The 18545-nt window shown below is 61.9% G+C and carries 21 protein-coding genes; 12 read left to right on the forward strand and 9 right to left on the reverse strand.

Annotation, left to right across the window (positions count from 1 at the left end):
- Window positions 1–196: 196 nt before the first annotated feature.
- Window positions 197–520, reverse strand: a complete 324-nt coding sequence (locus ACE3OH_RS01005; RefSeq protein ID WP_374347309.1) for a rhodanese-like domain-containing protein — start codon at window positions 518–520, stop codon at window positions 197–199.
- Between the two features lie 103 nt (window positions 521–623).
- Here ACE3OH_RS01005 and ACE3OH_RS01010 point away from each other — a divergent pair, with 103 nt between their 5' ends.
- The 5 genes from ACE3OH_RS01010 to ACE3OH_RS01030 all read left to right on the forward strand — a co-directional run bounded on the left by ACE3OH_RS01010 (window position 624) and on the right by ACE3OH_RS01030 (window position 5908).
- Window positions 624–1400: a substrate-binding periplasmic protein gene (locus ACE3OH_RS01010; protein WP_374347311.1), complete on the forward strand. Its 777-nt coding sequence runs from the start codon at window positions 624–626 to the stop codon at window positions 1398–1400.
- Window positions 1401–1477: 77 nt separating this feature from the next.
- Window positions 1478–2731, forward strand: coding sequence for a glutamyl-tRNA reductase (gene hemA / locus ACE3OH_RS01015; RefSeq protein ID WP_374347313.1), 1254 nt, complete (start codon window positions 1478–1480; stop codon window positions 2729–2731).
- Between the two features lie 84 nt (window positions 2732–2815).
- Window positions 2816–3274, forward strand: coding sequence for a GNAT family N-acetyltransferase (locus ACE3OH_RS01020; RefSeq protein ID WP_374347315.1), 459 nt, complete (start codon window positions 2816–2818; stop codon window positions 3272–3274).
- Window positions 3271–4356 (forward strand): peptide chain release factor 1, encoded by a 1086-nt coding sequence (gene prfA, locus ACE3OH_RS01025; RefSeq protein WP_374347317.1) that lies wholly within the window; start codon window positions 3271–3273, stop codon window positions 4354–4356. Before ACE3OH_RS01020 ends, prfA begins: the two co-directional genes overlap by 4 nt.
- Window position 4357: 1 nt before the next feature.
- Window positions 4358–5908, forward strand: coding sequence for a glycosyltransferase (locus ACE3OH_RS01030; RefSeq protein WP_374347319.1), 1551 nt, complete (start codon window positions 4358–4360; stop codon window positions 5906–5908).
- A gap of 79 nt (window positions 5909–5987) precedes the next feature.
- Here ACE3OH_RS01030 and ACE3OH_RS01035 read toward each other — a convergent pair whose 3' ends face one another.
- The 3 genes from ACE3OH_RS01035 to ACE3OH_RS01045 all read right to left on the reverse strand — a co-directional run bounded on the left by ACE3OH_RS01035 (window position 5988) and on the right by ACE3OH_RS01045 (window position 8436).
- A complete protein-coding gene (locus ACE3OH_RS01035) occupies window positions 5988–6677 on the reverse strand; it encodes a hypothetical protein (protein WP_374347321.1) in 690 nt (229 codons plus the stop codon).
- Window positions 6670–7527 (reverse strand): 3-keto-5-aminohexanoate cleavage protein, encoded by an 858-nt coding sequence (locus ACE3OH_RS01040; protein ID WP_374347323.1) that lies wholly within the window; start codon window positions 7525–7527, stop codon window positions 6670–6672. Before ACE3OH_RS01040 ends, ACE3OH_RS01035 begins: the two co-directional genes overlap by 8 nt.
- 123 nt (window positions 7528–7650) lie before the next feature.
- Window positions 7651–8436 carry a hypothetical protein gene (locus ACE3OH_RS01045; RefSeq protein WP_374347325.1) on the reverse strand — a complete coding sequence of 262 codons (786 nt, stop codon included), beginning with the start codon at window positions 8434–8436 and terminating at the stop codon, window positions 7651–7653.
- 259 nt (window positions 8437–8695) lie between these two features.
- On the opposite strand from ACE3OH_RS01045, the gene ACE3OH_RS01050 reads away from it, so the two are divergent.
- A complete protein-coding gene (locus ACE3OH_RS01050) occupies window positions 8696–9133 on the forward strand; it encodes a hypothetical protein (RefSeq protein ID WP_374347328.1) in 438 nt (145 codons plus the stop codon).
- Between the two features lie 65 nt (window positions 9134–9198).
- Window positions 9199–9702 (forward strand): hypothetical protein, encoded by a 504-nt coding sequence (locus tag ACE3OH_RS01055; RefSeq protein WP_374347331.1) that lies wholly within the window; start codon window positions 9199–9201, stop codon window positions 9700–9702.
- Window positions 9703–9753: 51 nt separating this feature from the next.
- Here the strand turns inward: ACE3OH_RS01055 and ACE3OH_RS01060 are convergent, their stop codons facing one another.
- From ACE3OH_RS01060 to ACE3OH_RS01075, 4 genes are all read right to left on the reverse strand, one after another.
- On the reverse strand, window positions 9754–10962 hold the full coding sequence (locus tag ACE3OH_RS01060; RefSeq protein WP_374347333.1) for a serine hydrolase domain-containing protein: 1209 nt from the start codon (window positions 10960–10962) through the stop codon (window positions 9754–9756).
- Window positions 10963–11117: 155 nt separating this feature from the next.
- Entirely contained in the window at window positions 11118–12176 is a 1059-nt protein-coding gene (gene aroG / locus ACE3OH_RS01065) for a 3-deoxy-7-phosphoheptulonate synthase AroG (protein ID WP_374347335.1), read from the reverse strand.
- Window positions 12177–12356: 180 nt separating this feature from the next.
- Window positions 12357–12770 carry an RNA polymerase-binding protein DksA gene (gene dksA / locus ACE3OH_RS01070; RefSeq protein WP_374347337.1) on the reverse strand — a complete coding sequence of 138 codons (414 nt, stop codon included), beginning with the start codon at window positions 12768–12770 and terminating at the stop codon, window positions 12357–12359.
- Window positions 12771–12927: 157 nt separating this feature from the next.
- Window positions 12928–13233: a c-type cytochrome gene (locus ACE3OH_RS01075; RefSeq protein ID WP_374347339.1), complete on the reverse strand. Its 306-nt coding sequence runs from the start codon at window positions 13231–13233 to the stop codon at window positions 12928–12930.
- A gap of 159 nt (window positions 13234–13392) precedes the next feature.
- Here ACE3OH_RS01075 and ACE3OH_RS01080 point away from each other — a divergent pair, with 159 nt between their 5' ends.
- Window positions 13393–14304 (forward strand): energy transducer TonB, encoded by a 912-nt coding sequence (locus ACE3OH_RS01080; RefSeq protein ID WP_374347341.1) that lies wholly within the window; start codon window positions 13393–13395, stop codon window positions 14302–14304.
- Between the two features lie 172 nt (window positions 14305–14476).
- On the opposite strand, the gene ACE3OH_RS01085 is transcribed toward ACE3OH_RS01080, so the two are convergent.
- The gene (locus ACE3OH_RS01085) at window positions 14477–15913 is read right to left on the reverse strand and encodes a PAS domain-containing protein (protein WP_374347343.1); all 1437 of its coding nucleotides are present in this window, start codon (window positions 15911–15913) and stop codon (window positions 14477–14479) included.
- A 115-nt stretch (window positions 15914–16028) separates the two neighbouring features.
- On the opposite strand from ACE3OH_RS01085, the gene ruvC reads away from it, so the two are divergent.
- From ruvC to yiaA, 4 genes are all read left to right on the forward strand, one after another.
- Window positions 16029–16547, forward strand: a complete 519-nt coding sequence (gene ruvC, locus ACE3OH_RS01090) for a crossover junction endodeoxyribonuclease RuvC (protein ID WP_374347410.1) — start codon at window positions 16029–16031, stop codon at window positions 16545–16547.
- Complete coding sequence (locus ACE3OH_RS01095) at window positions 16544–17233, forward strand: alpha/beta fold hydrolase (protein ID WP_374347346.1); 690 nt, start codon at window positions 16544–16546, stop codon at window positions 17231–17233. The genes ruvC and ACE3OH_RS01095 overlap by 4 nt, the downstream gene beginning before the upstream one ends.
- A 30-nt stretch (window positions 17234–17263) precedes the next feature.
- A complete protein-coding gene (gene ruvA / locus ACE3OH_RS01100) occupies window positions 17264–17857 on the forward strand; it encodes a Holliday junction branch migration protein RuvA (protein WP_374347348.1) in 594 nt (197 codons plus the stop codon).
- 212 nt (window positions 17858–18069) lie between these two features.
- Complete coding sequence (gene yiaA, locus ACE3OH_RS01105; RefSeq protein WP_374347350.1) at window positions 18070–18516, forward strand: inner membrane protein YiaA; 447 nt, start codon at window positions 18070–18072, stop codon at window positions 18514–18516.
- Window positions 18517–18545: the final 29 nt, after the last annotated feature.

Consider the following 18545-nt stretch of genomic DNA (forward strand, 5'->3'; position numbering starts at 1 on the left):
GGCGGGCCATGTCAGCTAATGACACCGCAGCCTTGCCGCAAAACTCGACCCGGCCCTGTGGGTTTCGTCGGAAAACCGCCGTTTGCTGCGTTGTCGCACACTGACGTAGATGACTACGCTGCGCGCGTGCCTTGCACACGGCGGTTTCCCGACGAAACGCGATCCGCCGACAAAATGTCTACTGAGCCCAAGCATCTCAGTAACGCGCCATGGTCGGCTCGACTTGTTCGGCCCAGGCCGCCACACCGCCTGCCAGATTGTAGATAGCGTCAAAGCCGGCCCGCTCGAGGAAGACGCCGACCTGATAGCTGCGCATGCCATAGTGGCAAATCACCACGGTGGGGCGCTCGCCATCGAGTGTATCCACCACGGCGGGAATGCTGTTCATCGGCTGGTTGACGCTGCCGGCGATGGCGCACAGGGCGAATTCCCATGGCTCGCGCACATCCAGCAAAAGCGGTGGCGGGGTGGCACTGTCCGCCAGCATGGCGGCAAGCACTTCAGGGCTGATCTGTTTCATGGGCGTATCGCAAAAAACCGCATCTTACCGCTGTGTGCACTTGCCTGTGCAGAGCGCTGCCGTGCTGTCTAATCTGGGACAGTGACTGTGCAGGGAGAGAATCATGTCGGGAAGGTCTCGCCTGATCTTCATCATGCTGTTGTGGGCGGCCATGCGGGCGCAGGCGGCGCCGCTGCATCTGTGCTTTGAGGATGTGCCGCAGCCGCCCTGGACCATGCCCGATGGCAGCGGCCTGAACATATCCCTGCTCAAACTGGTGGAAAAGCAGCTGGGCGAGCAGTTCGTCTTTGTTGCCAAGCCGTGGAAGCGTTGCCTGGAAGAAGTGCGCAGCGGGGCACTCGACGGCATCATCAGCGCGGCCGATTCACCAGAGCGTCGTAGCTTCAGCGTAGCGCCAACCCTGGCCGATGGCCGTGCTGATCCAGATGCTGCGCTGTGTGAGGATCGTTTCAATGTGTTTTTACGCAAAGCCGGGCCCGGCAAATGGGATGGAAGACTATTGAGCAGCCCGGCACATTCAGTGGTGGTACAGACCGGCTATATCGTCGCCGATTTGTTGCGCCAGCGCGGTGTGGCGGTGAATGACTCGGTCAAGTCTGCTGAAGCCGGCCTGCGCCTGCTGGCCGAGGGCTTTGCCGATGTGGCGGTGTTGCAGGGCTACGAGGCAGAGCGCCTGGTGGAGTCCGATCCGCGCTTTGCCGGCAAGATCGCCCTGGCTGCGCCGCCGTATGAGGTGCTGCCGCTCTACCTTTTGATCAGCCGCAAGACCCATGCGGCCAACCCGGGTCGTATCGATGCGATCTGGGCAGCGATACGGAGCCAGAAAGCCAGCCCTGCCTATCGCAGCTTGCTGCCCAAGGCCGAGCAGCGCAGCAAGTGATTGGCCGATAAGCCTTTCTGGCCGGCCTATGGCCCGCTGAGGTAGAATTCGGCGGTTTATCTGCCCGAAGCTTTCGCATGTCGCTGTACGCCCTTGGCCTCAATCATGAGACTGCGCCCATTGCGGTGCGGGAGCGGCTCGCCTTCACCGCGGCCGAATTGAGAGCGGCGGTGGCCGAGCTGGCCGGCATGCGTGGCGTTCACGAGGCGGCCATCGTCTCCACCTGCAATCGCACCGAGCTTTACTGCGCTGCACGCGATGAAAGCACCCTGTTGCAGTGGCTGGCGCAATCGCGCCAGCTCAAGGTCGAAGAAATCAGCCCCTATCTTTACCACCTGCCTGGCCGCGAGGCCGCCGCCCATGCGTTTCGTGTCGCCTCCGGGCTCGATTCGATGGTGTTGGGCGAAACGCAGATTCTCGGCCAGCTCAAGGATGCGGTGGATGAGGCGCAGCAGATCGGCGCGCTCGGTCCCACCCTGAATGGCTTGTTCCAGAAGGCATTTTCGGTAGCCAAGGAAGTGCGCACCCAAACTGCCATCGGTGCCAATTCGGTGTCGATGGCGGCGGCGGCGGTGCGGCTGGCCGAGCGCCTGTTTCCCGATATTGCCGAGCTATCGGTGCTGTTTATCGGTGCTGGCGAAATGATCGAGTTATGCGCCACCCATTTTGCCGCTAAAAAGCGGGGGCGGCTGTCGGTGGCCAATCGCACCCTGGAGCGCGGCGCCGCGCTGGCCAGCCTGTTTGGCGGCGATGCCTTTGCCCTGGCCGAATTGCCCGAGCGCCTGCCCGGCTACGATATCGTGGTCACCAGCACCGCTAGCCAGCTGCCCATCATCGGCCTTGGTGCGGTGGAGCGGGCGGTGAAGGCGCGCAAGCACCGGCCGATCTTTATGGTGGACCTGGCGGTGCCGCGCGATGTCGAGCCGGAAGTGGGGCGTCTGCCCGATGTGTATCTGTACACGGTGGATGATCTGGCCGAAGTGGTGCGCCAGGGGCGTGCCGAGCGCGAGCAGGCAGTGGCCGAGGCGGAAAGCATTGTCCACGCTCGCGCCGATGAATTCATGCAATGGCTGGACAACCGCGCCCTGGTGCCGACCATCCGCGCCCTGCGCGACCAGGCCGAGCGCTTGCGGCGCCATGAGCTGGAGCGCGCCGGCAAATTGCTGGCCAAGGGCGAAGACCCGGCTGCCGTGCTGGAATCACTGTCGCTGAGCCTGACCAACAAGCTGCTGCACCCGCCGCTGGCCGCCTTGAACCAGGCCGAAGCCAGCCAGCATGGCGAGCTGATCGATGCGGTGCGCCGCCTTTACCATCTTCACGACGAGGAATAGTGCCGCAGGAGCGAGTCGCGCCCGCGATCAGTCCGGCATAGCAAACCGATGATCGCAGGCATCCCGCTCCTGGGTGAAACCATCATGAGCACATCGATAACGACCTGGCAGCGCGATGCCTACCTGATCTCGACCGACCAGGCCCGCCTTGATCTCGCCACTGCGCATCGCTTTATTGCCGGCACCTACTGGGCGAAGGACATTCCCTTCGACACCTTTTTGCGCTCGGTGCGCGGCGCCATCTGCTTCGGGGTCTACCATGAAGCGGCGCTGGTCGGTTTTGCCCGGGTGATCAGTGACTGCGCCACCATCGCCTATCTGGGCGATGTGTATATCGATCCTGCCTACCGCGGGCAGGGACTGTCCAAGTGGCTGATGGAATGCATCAGCGCCCACCCCGACCTGCAGGGTCTGCGCCGCTGGATGTTGTTGACCAGCGATGCGCATGAACTGTACCGACAATATGGCTTTACCGACCTTGCCAAGCCCTCGCTGTGGATGGAAAAGGCCGTAGCCAACCTTTATCAGAAATCTGCCGAATGAAACCGAGCATCGCCCAGAAACTTGCCAACCTTGCCGACCGGCTGGAAGAAGTGAACCAGCTGCTCGCCAGCGAAGAAGCCACCCGCGATATGGACAGCTTTCGCAAGCTGAGCCGCGAGCATGCCGAATTGACCCCGGTGGTCGAGCTGTTCCGCACCTTCCAGCAGACCGAGGCTGATCTTGCCACCGCCCGCAGCATGCTGGACGACCCGGATATGCGCGAGCTGGCCGAGATGGAGCTGGCCGATGGCGCCCAGCGCATCGAGTCCTTGGAGGCTGAGCTGCAAAAGGCGCTGCTGCCGCGCGACCCGAATGACGAGCGCAATATCTTCCTGGAAATCCGCGCTGGCACTGGCGGTGACGAATCGGCCTTGTTTGCCGGCGATCTGTTCCGCATGTATTCGCGCTTTGCCGAGCGCAATCGCTGGCAGGTGGAGGTGGTGTCGGCCAGCGAATCCGATCTTGGCGGCTACAAGGAAGTGATCGCCCGCATCGTCGGCCTGGGCGCCTATTCCAAGCTGAAGTTCGAGAGCGGTGGCCATCGGGTGCAACGGGTGCCGGAAACCGAGTCGCAGGGCCGCATCCATACCTCGGCCTGCACCGTGGCAGTGATGCCGGAAGCCGACGAGCTGGAAGAGGTGAACATCAACCCCAGCGATATCCGCATCGACACCTTCCGCGCCAGTGGCGCCGGCGGCCAGCACATCAACAAGACCGATTCGGCGGTGCGCATCACCCACTTCCCCACCGGCATCGTGGTGGAGTGCCAGGATGGCCGCAGCCAGCACCAGAACAAGGCTCAGGCCTTCCAGGTGCTGGCCGCACGCATCAAGGACAAGCAGGAACGCGAGGCCCATGCCAAGGAAGCGGCGATGCGCAAATCCCTGGTCGGCTCGGGGGATCGTAGCGAGCGCATCCGCACCTACAACTTCCCGCAGGGACGGATGACCGACCACCGCATCAACCTGACCCTGTACAAGCTCGACTACATCATGGATGGCGACCTGTTCGAACTGACCGACGCCTTGCTGGCCGAACACCAGGCCGAGTTGCTGGCGGCGATGGCGGAGCAGGGCGGATAAGATGACCAAGCCGGCCTATTTGTTTGATCTGGTCGAACAAATGTACGCAGCGCCGGCAAATGTTGTGGGCTGGTTGAGGTTGTCCAATGCCTGGCAAGAGTGCAACGACCAGGCTGCTCGAGCGCATGTCATGCAACAGCTTGCGGCAGCGGCCTTCAATGATCATCAGGCAGAGGTGCTAAGGCTGACATTTCTGGCCGATTACGCCAGGCAGCAAGTCTATCTCGAAGGCGCGTTGGCACATGCTCTGGCGATAGAGCCGCCCAATGCGGACCAACTGGTTGCCTTGGCCACGCAGGGCTGGGTATCCGCACTGGAGGTGTGTGCGGATCACGCCTCATTCATCGCTAGCTTGCTGTCCATGGGCTTCCCGGCAGTGCTCAGGCAGCTGACGCAGATGGCTGAAAACGCCGTGCCGGCAGATTTTCCAAGGCGACAGATCTCCCGGCTCGAGCGAGTGACCGTTGTTGTGCCTTGCCTTGGGTCGCAACTGCATCCGCCGAGCGTTATGGCCGAAAACCAATGGCGCTTGCTGGCGCAACTCGGATTGAAAATACAACTGGTTTCCTGCCAGGAGCTGCAGGCGCCCGAGCCGCATATGTTTCGCGGGGGCGGCAGCAAGTTTGAATTCCCGCCCCCGGATGTGAACCATTGGGCGGCTAGTCTGCCGCAAGGTTCCTTGCTGGGCTTGAACGACCCTCACTACCGCTTGCAGGCGCGCTGGGCTGATATGTTCCGCCATATCGCTGCATTTGACCCCGACGTGGTACTGATGGTCGGCCTGTATTCGCCACTGGCGGCCGTCTTGCATGCTCTTCGGCCGGTCGTTGGCTTGAACGTATTTGCTTTTGCACCACTAGCGCCGCTGGATGTCTGGCTGGCACCCAGTGCAGATGCGAAGCTTGAGACGATATGCTGGCCCGAAACTGCGCTGCCGGTGGTTCATCATCACCCGTTCCGGATTCGTGGTGCGGCGGCCGCGGGGCGGCTAAGCCGGAACAGCTTCAATCTGCGGCGTGACGAGCTGGTCTGGCTAAGTTCGGGCGGGCGCTTGGCGCATGAAATAAGCGAAGAGTGGGCTGATATGGTCAACGCGATTCTGGCGGGCCATCCCGAAATCCGTTGGCTCTTGGCCGGCACGGAGACTGTGCCCGAGCGGCTTAGGGCGGCTTTCCCTGGACAGATCCGGGCTGTGGGTGTGACAGAAGGTCTCGGCGATTTGATAAGAATGGCTGATATCTATGTCAACCCACCGCGTGTCGGCGGTGGCTTCAGTGTTGCCGAAGCGATGGCGGCTGGCCTCGCCGTGGTATCGCTGGCCGGTGGCGATGGCGGCGACAAGGTTGGTGAATGGGCCTACACCAATCTTGAACAGTATCGCGACGGATTGGTGGCGCTATGCAACTCGGCAGCAGCACGCCGTACCATGGGGGCGGCATTGCAGCAGCGGTTCCGGCAGCAACTGGATGTAGAGGCCGGCGGCCCTAGCCTGCTGGCTGCTATGCATAAAGCCATTGCCGTGGCTGCACCCCGATTGGCGGTACCTCAGTAAGCGAGTCGTCCCCATTGCGGTAAGCGATGGCTGCCGGAACTGAACACGCTGGAAATCATTGTGCGCCCCGAAAAGCGGATTACTGCGCTATTTCGTGCAGCGACTTCTTGATTTTGGCTGGTATGCCCACCACCAGTACATTGGCCGGCACGTCGGCAGTGACTACCGCGCCGGCACCGACAAAGCTGCCCGATTCGATCACCAGACGCTCCAGTACATTGGCGCCTAGCCCGATGGTCACCCCCTTGCCGATTCGGGTCAGGCCGCCGACATTGGCGCCGGGCTGGATACGCGAGAACGACTGGACCTCGGTGTCGTGACCGATGGTGACGCCCCGATTCACGAATACATGGTCGTGCAGCGTGGCATTCGGGCCTACGACACTTTTTGCGCCGATAAATACCCCTTGCCCTAATCGGGCCAGGGGTGACACATAGGCAGTAGGGTGGATCAGGGAGCAGAACGACAAGCCGAAGCGCCGCAGGATTTCATCTGCCAGCTCGGCACGCGCGGGCGTGGTCGGACCAAGCAGATAGCATTCGTCATCGGCAGGCTGGAATTGATCCAGGGCTTGCACAAGCGGGGGCGGACAATGTGCCGCCAAGGCAGCCAGGCGGTCATTCAGCGGGATATCGCGCTCGCCGGCTGGCTCAGGATGGTGCAGCACGACCTTTGTTGGCTGCAGTTGATTGGCCAGTGCGCAGTCGAACAGATCGGACAGGATATTGCTGGCACCAAAGATCACCAGCTTGCTCGGAGACTCAGGCATGTCGCGCCTCCAGCCCGAGCCGGCTGCGTACTTCGGCCGCCGTGGCGATGGCGCGGTCTTGGGCTTTGGCCAGTGCCACGGCACGGGCCAGCAATTGTGCGTTGCTGGCCGGCTTGCTGCGTTCCTGATCCAGCCAGAGGTTGTCTTCCAGCCCGGTTCGTATTCCATGCCCCAAGGCAACACCAAGCGCCACCGCCTGAGTTTGAAAGCGGCCAATGCCGCCAACTGACCAGATGGATTGCGGCGGTAGATCGGCAACCAGGGCGCCGAGATGCAACAAGCTGGCCTGAGCGGAGGCCGCGTTGCCGAGCAGGATGTTGAAATAGAAAGGCGGCTGGAGCAGCCCCTTGTCGATCAATATTTTGGCGAAATTGACCATGCCCAGATCGAACACTTCCAGCTCGGGCCGAATGCCGCGCTCCTGCATGATGCTCGCCAGTCGCATGATGGTTTGAGGCGGGTTCAGGCTGGCTTCGCTAGCGAAGTTCAAGGAACTGAGGGTCAGGCTCGCCATATCCGGCTTGGCATCCCCTTCCAGCCATAGGCAGCTTGCGCGACTTTCTACGGCTTGCACCCGTCGCCCGCTGGTTGTGGCCACGATCACGGCCCCTGGCGCAGCGGCTCTTACCCTCGCTATCAGTTCAGCAATAATGTGGGGATCACAGCTGGGCTCGCCATCGGCATCGCGCGCGTGCAAGTGCAACATCGTCGCGCCCAGCGTGACCGCCTCGGCACAGTCTGCGGCAATTTCGGCGCTGGCCAGGGGGAGATGCGGGGATTGAGCCTTGGTAGGCACCATGCCGGTTGGCGCAAGATTGATGATCAGCGGAAGCATGGCAGGATGGGTCATATCGGGAGGGCATTGTAAAGTAAGCCAGCCAAGCTGCGGCAGCCACACCGCAGCTGTGCCTAAACGCCCAATGATGCGCACCCTATCTGGCTGTGGCAGCGAAGGCCGTAGAGGCCCGGCTGGTCAATCCGCCTCATTGAAACCCAAGGCAGCCTTGCTTGCCTGGTAGGCGTTTGAATCGCGCGTTTCGACGAAGGCCTGCCATACCCGCTGGGCGCGGCCCGGGTTGGCGCTGACAAACTGGTGCGACAGCATCAGATAGGCCGGATACTCGACGAACACCGGCGTCATCCGCTCTACATAGATGGCAAGGCCCGGTGTCTCGCGCAGCAGGCGATCGGCAATGGCAGTCTGGATTACGGCAGCCTCATTCATATTGACGCTGATCTTGCGCAGCATCTGTGCCGGGTCTTTTTCGGTTTCGTCGGTCGCCACGCCGATATCCTTGAGCAAGCGGGCGGCAACAAACCCCGGCTGCACTGCAACCGGCCGGCTATTTCCCAGCAAACGCTTGCCATCCCAGCTTAATTTGGCTTCCAGGTGGCGATACAGGGCGAAGCGGTCGATATACAGGCGTAAATCCGCATTGGGCTCGCAGCCCGACTTGCCCGGATAGACGCCGATTGCGCATCGCTCCGGCAAATAGCCGGCGCCGAGCACGCCGTCCTGGCTGCCATTGCCCACACTGGCCAGGCAGCGCTTCCATGGCAGGCGGCTTACCACGATGTGCATCGACAGCCTTGGCTCGGCCAGCTTTGCCAGCGTGCCATACAATCCAGGCTGCTTGTCCAGGATCCACGGATAGGCTTCATTGTCCTCGTGGCACAGGCGCAGGGTATCTGTCGCCCATGCCGGGTTGGAAGCGAGAACCAGCAGGCCCAGACAGCGGGCAAGCACAGTCAGTTTCATCGAGCGGCCTCCGTATGCGGTGAACGACACGGCCCTGATGCGGCATCAGGTGATGACTTCGTCACCATAGGTGTTAAACGCCTGCTTGATCAACACCGTTCGCCGCAGTAGCCAGGCTTGAGGTCGATCTGCCGCGCTTTGGCTTTGCCGGGGCGGCGGGCGCGGGCGAGCTGCTGTTTGGTGAATCAGCTTGGTTGTCGCTGCCCTGGCTGCAGGCGCACTCCTTGCTACGGCAAGGGCATTGCGCCGGAGCATGGACATGAACAATACCGTTACCACCCTGTCGTCGCTTGCAGCAGCCCTCAGCCAGCTCAGCACAGCGCTGAGCCAGCCGCCAGCCAGCCCGGCTGGCAGCTTGCCTGCGGCATCTCCTGCACCGGCAAGGCTTGCCGATCAGGAACAGAGCCAGGATCTGGTCACTCTGGGTGGTGGCGATGACGCCCCGCTGACCTACAATGCGCGCGGCAAGCTGAATGTGTCGCCAGCACTCAAGGCGCTATTGGCTGAGGCGGCGCCAGCAGCGGGAACCGGCGCAACATCGCTGGTGCAAACGGCTCAGCAATTGCTCAACCAAGGCCTGGCAGGGCGGGGCGGCAATGCGCAGCTGGCCGCTGCCTTGCAAGGAGCGCCGGGCTTGCAGGCGCAATTGCGCCATCTGGCCGCCAGCCGGCCGGGCAGTATCGATATCCAGGAATAGCCGCGCGTTGCCAAAGCCGCGCCTAGCCATCAAGATGGGCGCTGTACTCTCCATACCCGCCCATCATGCCGATCACCACCCATCTGGTTTGCGCTCCCCATGATCTCGACGCACCGGCCGTTGTCACCGAATGGCTGGTCCTTGCCGGTGCACGGGTGCAGGCCGACGTGCCCTTGGTGCGCCTGGCGGTGGCGGGCGAAGCGCATATCGTGCTGACGCCGATGGCTGGCGTACTGACCGAGCACTGCGTCGCCATCGGCGAGCCTTTGCTGGCGTCGGACCTGCTGGCGATGATCGAGGCGGAAGAGCCGGAATTCGGCATAACCATGCTGGCGCCGGAAGAGGTGCAGGAAAACCTGGCCGTGCCGGCTTGCCGGCAGGCCCATCGCCCGGAACCCGCTGCACATGTCGCGTCCGACCCCTCCGCCATCGATCTGTGCGCCGCGCTCGGCATCGCACCGGACGAGGTGCCGGCAACGCTGGCCGGCCAGCCGAGCCGGCAAGAGGTGGAGCGACATGTACGGGCGGAGTTGCGCTTGTTGGCGGCAATGCGGCAATTGATGCGGTGAGGCCCGGGGACAAAGCGTCAATTCGATCGGCCCGGCGGGTTGGGTCGTCCGCTACAGTCCTGCGCCAGCAATTGCTTCCTCCAGCAAGGCAAGTACTTTAAGTTGATACGAACCCGGGCCGGATGGTTGTTTGTCGTCGAGTTTGTTCATCATCACGACATAGCTGGTGCCGGAGGGCAGCTGGCGCATCAGGGTCGCTACGCCAGGATCAGCTCCGGTGAAGCCACCGTTGTTATGCTGCCCATTGAGCAAGGTTCCTTCTGGTATCCGGTAGTGGCCGGCGAACTTTGCCAGCGCGGGGGCTGTCGAGAGTACGCTCCCGGCTGCTTGCCAATTTTCGGCATTGATGGCGCCGTCCAGCGCTGACACCATGGTGCCGGGCTTGAATACGCTGTAGGCCTGTACCGATGTCAAATAGATCGGCTCCCGTTGGCCTCGGTCTTTCAGCAGCGACGGCGCGGCGACGAAGTCGCCCTGCGCAATACCTAGTGGCTGCAATACAGCCGTTTGTACATAGGTTAGGTAGGTGGCGTGGCTGGCTTGCTCGATGATCAGACCGAGCAGCAAGTAGCCGAAATTCGAATAGGCACTGCGTGTTCCCGGGACGAAGTCCAAAGGCTGCGCCGTAACGGCACGAATGATATCGCTGCGGGTCGGCGGCAAATTCAAGCCAAGTGCCTGCTGGATTGCCGCTTCGCTAATCAGCGGGTCTCCCGAGATATCGGTGTCCCAGCCGCCTTGGTGGTCAAGCAGGTGTGCAATGGTGATGTCGGCGATGCGCGGGTCGGCCCCGGTTGCCTGGAATCCTGACAGCCAGCAAGGCCTGTTATTGCCTGAACAGAATACATGGTCGCTCAGTGCTAGAAAGCCTCCCTGCCTAAGCTTTTGTACCGCTGCTGCGGTGACCGGCTTGACGATGCTGGCGGTCATGAACAGGGCATCGGCTGGCAGCGGGCGTTGCCTGTTTGCGTCAAGGTGACCGAAGCCACGCTGATACAGCACCACGCCATCCTTCACAATGGCGACGCTTGCTGCGCTGATGCCGTTCTCAGACAGAAATGGTTGCAACGCCTTGTCGGCCCTGTCTGCCAGATTGCCGGTACAAGCTTGTTGCTGCGCCGGACTCGCATTGGGTTGCTGGGCGCTGCAGGTCAATGCTTGCGGGTTGCTGAGCGCTTGCTGATCCTGGCTATTGCAAGCAGTCAGCAAGCTCCCGATTGCAAGCACCGTTGCCATTGCGCCAAAGAGTGTTCGCTTCATGATGCCTCCTTGAAAAAGGGGGCATGATCCTGTGGCGCGACTGAAGCGAAGCTGAAACTTGACCGGCCGGGCTTTTGCGAATGCAAATCAGAACCCGCGATGAAGCGCTGCGCGGGTTCTGATCGGGAGTACCGAATCAGTCGTCTCGCTGCGGCCTAGCGTTTATTGCGCCGCGCCGATACGGCTGCGGCCAGCTTGTGCAGCACCGCCACGCTATCGTCCCAGCCGATGCAGGCATCGGTAATGCTCTGGCCATAGCTGAGCGGCTTGCCTTCGACCAGGTCCTGGCGACCTTCGTGCAGATGGCTTTCCACCATCACGCCGAAAATCGCCTGGCTGCCCGATGCGATCTGGCTGGCAACGTCGTCGGCCACCAGCATCTGCTTGCGGAAATCCTTGCTGGCATTGGCATGGCTGAAATCCACCATCACTTTTTCCGGCAGGCCGGCGCCGGCCAGGTCCTTGACCGCGGCGGCGACATGGTCGGCGTCGTAATTGGGTGTCTTGCCGCCACGCAGGATGACGTGGCAATCCGGGTTGCCGCCGGTGGCAACAATGGCGGAGTGGCCGAACTTGGTCACCGACAGGAAGTGGTGCGGCACACTGGCGGCGCGGATCGCATCGATGGCGATTTTCAGATTGCCGTCGGTGCCGTTCTTGAAGCCGACCGGGCAGGAGAGGCCCGATGCCAGCTCGCGGTGGACTTGCGACTCGGTGGTGCGTGCGCCGATGGCGCCCCAGCTGATCAGGTCGGCAAAGTATTGCGGCGTGATCATGTCAAGGAATTCGGTGGCGGCCGGCACGCCGATATCGTTCAGATCGAGCAGCAGCTTGCGGGCAATGCGCAGTCCGTTGTTGATATCGAAGCTGCCATCGAGGTGCGGGTCGTTGATCAGGCCTTTCCAGCCCACCGTGGTGCGTGGCTTTTCGAAGTAGACCCGCATCACGATCAGCAGATCGCGCGCCAGCTCTTCATGCACCGCCAGCAGGCGCCGGCCGTATTCCAGCGCGGCGGCCGGGTCATGGATCGAGCAGGGGCCGATCACCACCAGCAGGCGGTCATCGTCGCCGGTAAGGATGCGATGGATCGCCTGGCGTGCCTGGAAGGTGGTGGTGGTGGCTACTTCGGTAACCGGAAATTTCTCCAGCGCGGCAATGGGCGGGAGCAATTCCTTGATTTCTTTGATGCGGACGTCGTCGGTCTGGAACAGCATGGCGGCAGCTTGTGCGTGGATTCGGGCCGACTAGGGTAGCCAGAGGTCAGTCTGCGCGCAAATAACTTTGTGGGCCGCAGAATGCGGTGGCGCGAATAAGGCGCCAGATCGTGGCGATCGGCGCAGGCGTGCGGGCTCAAAGCAAAACCGCCAGCGGGGCTGGCGGTTTTGCTTGCATGCTTAGTCAGCGAACTGCTTTTTCATCCGTTCGCGGCGCTCTTGCGCTTCCACGGTGAGGGAGGCGGTAGGGCGCGCCAACAGGCGCGGCAGGCCGATCGGCTCGCCAGTGTCGTCGCAGTAACCGTAGTCACCGTCGTCGATCTTCTTTACGGTGGCGTCGATCTTCAGCAGCAATTTGCGTTCGCGATCGCGGGTGCGCAATTCCAGCGCGTACTCTTCTTCAAGGGTGGCGCGGTCGGCTGGATCGGGGGTCGCTTCCTGTTCCTGAAGGTGGGCGCTGGTCGCCGTCGCGTTTTCCAGCAGCTCGCGCTTCATGTCCAAGAGGCGCTGGCGGAAAAAGGCGAGGTGATCCTCGTTCATGTAATCGTCGCCTTGCCAGTTCAGGATGTCCTGTTCGGTCAGTTTCTTGGCCATGTTTGTCTCCACTCGGGTTGCGGACTTGGCGGCGATTTGCCTCCAAATGTCCCCGGGTAATATCGATGCGGGGCGCGAGCTTACTGCCCTCTTTCGCGGCTGGCAACCGGAAATGGCAACCGCGTCGTTTTCGCCTCGCTCCAGGGCAAGCCTGTGCTTATTTGCTGGTCAATACCCAGTTGACGATGATCTTTACGTCAGCATCGCTGATCTGTTGCGCCGGCATCGGGATATTGCCCCACACGCCCACCCCGCCAGCCTTGACCTTGGCGGCAAGCCGGGCTGCCGCGTTGGCATCGCCCTTGTACTTTGCGGCAACATCCTTATAGGCGGGGCCAACGATCTTGTGGTCGACCGCGTGGCAGGCGAGGCAGTTATGCTTGGCTGCAATGGCTTGCCCGTCGGGCGCGGCAAAAGCCGCAGTGGCCGCCAGCAGGGCGGACGCTACAAACAGTGACTTCATGGTTTACCTATTGAGTTGAACATCGGCAGAGCGCAAGGCGCTGCCGCAAATCTGCAAGGATGTTAGACCTGCAACAAGCCTGGCGCAATTCGTTCGGACGGCAGCAGGGCGGGGCTGTGCTAAACTGCCGCGCGGCAAATCAGCCTGTTTTCACGATCAATGTCTTCCAACGACGCCTTTACCCCACCGCCGCCCGATAACCGCCTGTTCACGATCACCGTGGTGCTGTCGGTACTGGTGCACGCCCTTACCATCGGCCTGCTGCGCTTTGGCGATATTGACCCGCGCACACTGTTCAACAGCGCACCGCTCGATATCGTGCTGGTTAACGCCCACTCGACCCGGGCGCCTCTCAAGGCCGAGCAATTGGCCCAGGCGAATCTGGAAGGTGGTGGCAATACCGATCTGGCCAATCGCCATATCAAGACCCCGCTGCCGGCGCAGCAATTGCTGGATGCCAGCAGCGAGCTCAGTCAATCCAGCCAGCAGGTGCTTAATGAAGAAGCACGGCAAAGCCGCCTGCTCAGCCAGCTCAATGATGCCTCGCGCCTGATTGCCGATGCCGCCAAGCCGGAGTCACAGCCGAACAAGGGCGTGAATCCGGATGCGCAAAAGCGCCAGGCGAGCGAGATCCTGCGCCAGGAGGGCGAAATCGCCCGCGAGATCGAGGCCTACCAGAGCAAACCGCACAAGGCCTTTGTTGGCGCCCGTACCAAGGGCGTGGTGGAGGCGCAGTATGTCGATGGCTGGCGCAGCAAGATCGAGCGCGTCGGCACCCTCAATTACCCAAGCGATGGTCGCGGCCAGCGCCTGACTGGCCGCCTGATGGTCACGGTGGAAATCCGTGCCGATGGCACCTTGGCCGCCGTCGAAATCAATCGCAGCTCCGGCAATAAGGAACTGGATGAAGCGGCGATCCGCATCGTCAAACAGTCCGCGCCCTTCCCGCGCCTGCCTGCCGGCATCGTCGATGCCGCTGGCAAGCCGGCCGATATCCTGGCGATTACCCGCGCCTGGACCTTTGCGCGTGGCGACAATCAATTGGGCGTGGTGCCGGAAGGCACGCGCTGATCTGCCGCCCCTACGCTTGCTAGGGTTTCTGGATTGGATGCGACGGCAGTCGATTCAAGAATTACGGCCCATCCCTGCAAGGGGGATAGTCGGGAAGGGGATGGGGTCAACGATCCTCTGCCTGTGACTCACCATACCCCGGCACTCCCCTTGCAGGAGGGTGCTTTTCTTCTCAGGACTTCCCGGGTGGCAAATCCTGCTGCGCACCGGCGCGGATGAATTCGCCGGCCGCGTCGACCAGCCGGCGCGCTTGATCCACCGCATGCTTCATATGCGGCAGGGCGCGGTCGATATCGCGCGGGTTGCGTTCCAGCACATGGACGATCTGCCGCAGCTGCTCAAGCGGGCCCAGCAAGCCGCCGCTGATGTTTTCCAGCAATTTGTCCTTGAGCAGCTTGTCACCTTCCAGCGCTTCCTTGTCTCGCTTGTAGCGCTGCTCGGCCAGCTTGTAAGCCGCCACATCCTGGGCGATCAGGCTATAGCCTTTCAAGGCGCGACCGCGTTTGTGCGCCAATACGGTCAGCAGTACCGGCAGGCTGCGGCCTTCGGCGCTGACCAGGGCCATTTCGCCGCGCCACAAGCCATCCTTGGTAGCCAGCGGCAGGCAGGTATGCAGAAAATGTGGCTGGGCCCAAGCGGGCAGCAAGTCGGTCATGAACAGATCGGCTACCGCATCGGCGGTCAGGCCCAGCATGCGCAGGCCGGATGCGTTGAGGCTGGTCATCTGGCCGGTCGGGTCGGCGGTGCCAATGGCGTCATAGCTGCGATCGAGCAGCTCATGGGCCAGGGTGTGGCGGTCATTCTCGTGGCGCTGTACATCGATATCGCGCAAGGCGGTCAGCAGGCAATCGCGCTCGCCATGGCGCAAGCGGCTGGTCACCGCCTCCACCCAGCGCGGCTGCCCCTCGCGCGGCGCCAGCAGCCATTCATACCGCTGCGGCCGCCCCTGGCGCGCCCCTTCGACATAGGCGGCTTCCGCACGGGCGTCGAAGCCCTCATGGCGGGCAGAGAAGTCGGCAAGGTCGTGGCGTAGCAGTTCTGCACGGCCGCAATGCAGCAGTGCCAGTGCCGCCGCGTTGGCATCGATCAGGGCCAGCGTGTTGGCATCGCGCACCAGCAGGGCGTCAGCGGCAGCCGAAAACACCGCATTGCCGATTTCATGGCGCGCTTGTGGGGCGGCAGGTGGCGGGCAGGGGGTAACCATGCAGTCGATGCGGATCGGCACGCCTGCTTCATTGCAGGCGAGGTGACAGCGATGCAGCACCCAGATGGTGTCGCCATTGCTGGCCATCAGCCGGTAGGTAAAGCTCAGCTCACCGCGATCGGCGTCGCGCAATTTATCGAGGCCCAGCCACACGGCTGGCTGATCTTCAGGATGAATCGCCTCAAGCCAGAAGTTGGGATGCAGGGCAAGCAGATCGACCTGCTCACCATACAGCTCGGAGGCCGACGGGGTGAGGAACAATAGCTGGTCGCGGCTGAGCGGCAAGGAAAACGCCACCGTGCGCAGATTGGCAAACACCGCGCTGCCAAGACGGAAGCCATCGATCATGGCGTCGTCTGATAACTGCGGGTTTTGCGGGAAATATTTTTTGACGTTCACACTCATCGCAACGGCATCCGTCAAATGGCGGTGGCCCGGCTTCGGGGGGCGGACGATATAATCGTCAGCATAGCACTGCAAGTTCCTGGACATTTCTCAGTGGCGGGCACAGGAGTTCACCATTCGTATCCTCGGCATCGACCCCGGTCTGCGCACCACCGGCTTTGGCATTATCGACAGTGCCGGCCAAAACCGTAGTTATATCGCCAGCGGCTGCATCCGCTCCGGCGAGGGCAGCCTGCCCGAGCGGCTGAAAGTGCTGCTCGATGGCATTGCGGCGGTATGCCGGCAACACCGGCCTGATTGCGCCGCGGTCGAGCTGGTATTCGTCAACGTCAATCCGCAATCAACGCTCCTGCTCGGCCAGGCGCGCGGTGCCGCCATTTCCGCGCTGGTGCTGGCCGGCCTGCCGGTGGCTGAATACACGGCCTTGCAGGTCAAGCAGGCGGTGGTAGGCAACGGCCATGCCGCCAAGGAGCAGGTCAGCCATATGGTGCAGCGCCTGCTCCAGCTCAACGGCGCCCCCCAGTCTGACGCAGCCGATGCGCTGGCCTGCGCGCTGACCCATGCTAACCACCAGGGCGGGTTGATTGCGCAGGCGGGGTACAAGTCGCGGCGTGGACGCTGGGTGAGTTTGTGATCACCGTGGTGCTACTGCCGGGCATGGATGGGACCGGGATGTTGTTTGCCGACTTTGAGGCGGAACTTGGTAGTGCCGTCAGCATTCGGCGCTTTTCTTTCCCTAACGATCGCGCACTTTCCTATGCCGCCCTTGAATCTTGGCTTGAAGGCCAGCTTCCGCAAGCGCAACCGTACGTATTGTTAGGCGAGTCATTCTCAGGGCCGTTGGCTATTTCCCTTGCGGCAAAACGGCCACCAGGCTTGAAGGGCGTCATTCTGTGCTGCTCGTTTGCCCAATCCCCCATGCCGCCAGCTCGTCGATTGGCCGGACTGGTGAAATGGATGCCCTTGCCTGTTCTTCCGGGCGAATTTGTATTGTTCAGCGGGTTTCCGGATGCCCAAAGGCGTGTTGCTTTCCGCCGTGCGCTTGGTGAAAGCACGGCCGCCATTTTGGCTGCGCGGCTCGCTGAAGTTTTAAGAGTCGATGTGCGCGCAAAGCTGGCGCGGATGTCGGTTCCATTGTTCTATTTGCGCGGGAAACGAGACTGGCTCATTCCCAGGAAAGAAGCTGATCGTATTGCCCGTCTGCACCAAGCGACGACAATTCACGATATCGATGCACCGCACATGCTGCTTCAGATGGCGCCACAGATGGCGGCCAAGGCTGTATTGCGCTTTGTAGGCACTCTGAATCAGTCGAACTAACGATTCCTCCATCGAAATACAGGAAAGCCCATGATCGGCAAACTCACCGGCACCGTGCTGGAAAAACACCCACCGCAAATCCTGCTCGATGTCGGCGGGGTCGGCTATGAAGTCGATGTGCCGATGTCCACCCTGTATGTGCTGCCGCATGCCGGCGAGATTGCCTCGCTCTACACCCATTTTGTGGTGCGCGAGGATGCCCAGCTCTTGTTCGGCTTTGCCAGCCGTGGCGAGCGCGAGACCTTCCGGCAGCTTATCAAGGTGTCCGGCATCGGCCCGAAGATCGCGCTGGCGGTGCTGTCGGGCATGAGCAGCGAGGAGCTGGCGGCAGCCATCGAGCGCGAAGACGCTGCGCGGCTGGCCAAGGTGCCCGGCATCGGCAAGAAGACCGCCGAGCGCCTGTGCCTGGAGTTGCGCGGCAAGTTGGCCGGCACCAGTGCCGTGGCGCCCAAGCTGGCGGGCACGGTGGCGCTGCCGGCGAGCCCGCGCGACGATATTGCCAATGCCTTGCTGGCGCTCGGCTACAACGAGCGCGAGGCCGCTGCGGCGGTCAAGTTGTTGCCGGAAGAAGTATCGGTCAACGACGGTATCCGCCTGGCGCTGAAGTCCTTGGCGAAGGTCTAGCGGGTGGCGGTTGCTACCCGCTCTGCAGCCGAATGACATGGGACCTTCGGGTATCGCGCTTTGATACCAGAAGGCGGATGCTGCTAGCAGTTGCATCAATGAGTTTCGTCACAACACCGTGCGCGCGACTATGTTCTTGCTTGGGAACACGTCTCCAGAGAAAGTCGTGAGATAGTCGTGCCACAAACTGCAGCCCAACAAGGAGACCCATCATGCATGCAAGCCCCGCCAAGCCTTCTGGCGCCTTTGTTGCCGCTTCCTGGGCAGCGCTGCTCATCGGTGCGCTGGTGTTCAGCACCGGCTTATGGAATGCCAGGATGCAACTCAATGAAAAAGGCTACTACTTCACCGTGCTGGCCTATGGCCTGTTTTCGGTGATTTCGCTGCAAAAGAGCGTGCGCGACCGTATGGAGGATATCCCGGTCACCAATCTGTATTTCGGACTGTGCTGGGTGTCGGTGATGCTGTGCATCCTGCTTTTGGGCGTGGGCTTATGGAATGCCGAGCTGCAGTCTACCGAGAAAGGCTTTTATGCCATGAGCTTCCTGCTGGCGCTGTTTGGCGCCGTTACCGTGCAGAAAAACGTGCGCGACAGCCAGAATGCTGCCGACAAGGATGCACCACACCATGCGGTGCACGATGAGGATGGCCGCGCCTGATGGCGCGAGCCGATCTGCACGATTCTAGA

Source organism: Chitinimonas sp. (assembly GCF_041904975.1).
Taxonomy (GTDB): Bacteria; Pseudomonadota; Gammaproteobacteria; order Burkholderiales; family Chitinimonadaceae; genus Chitinimonas.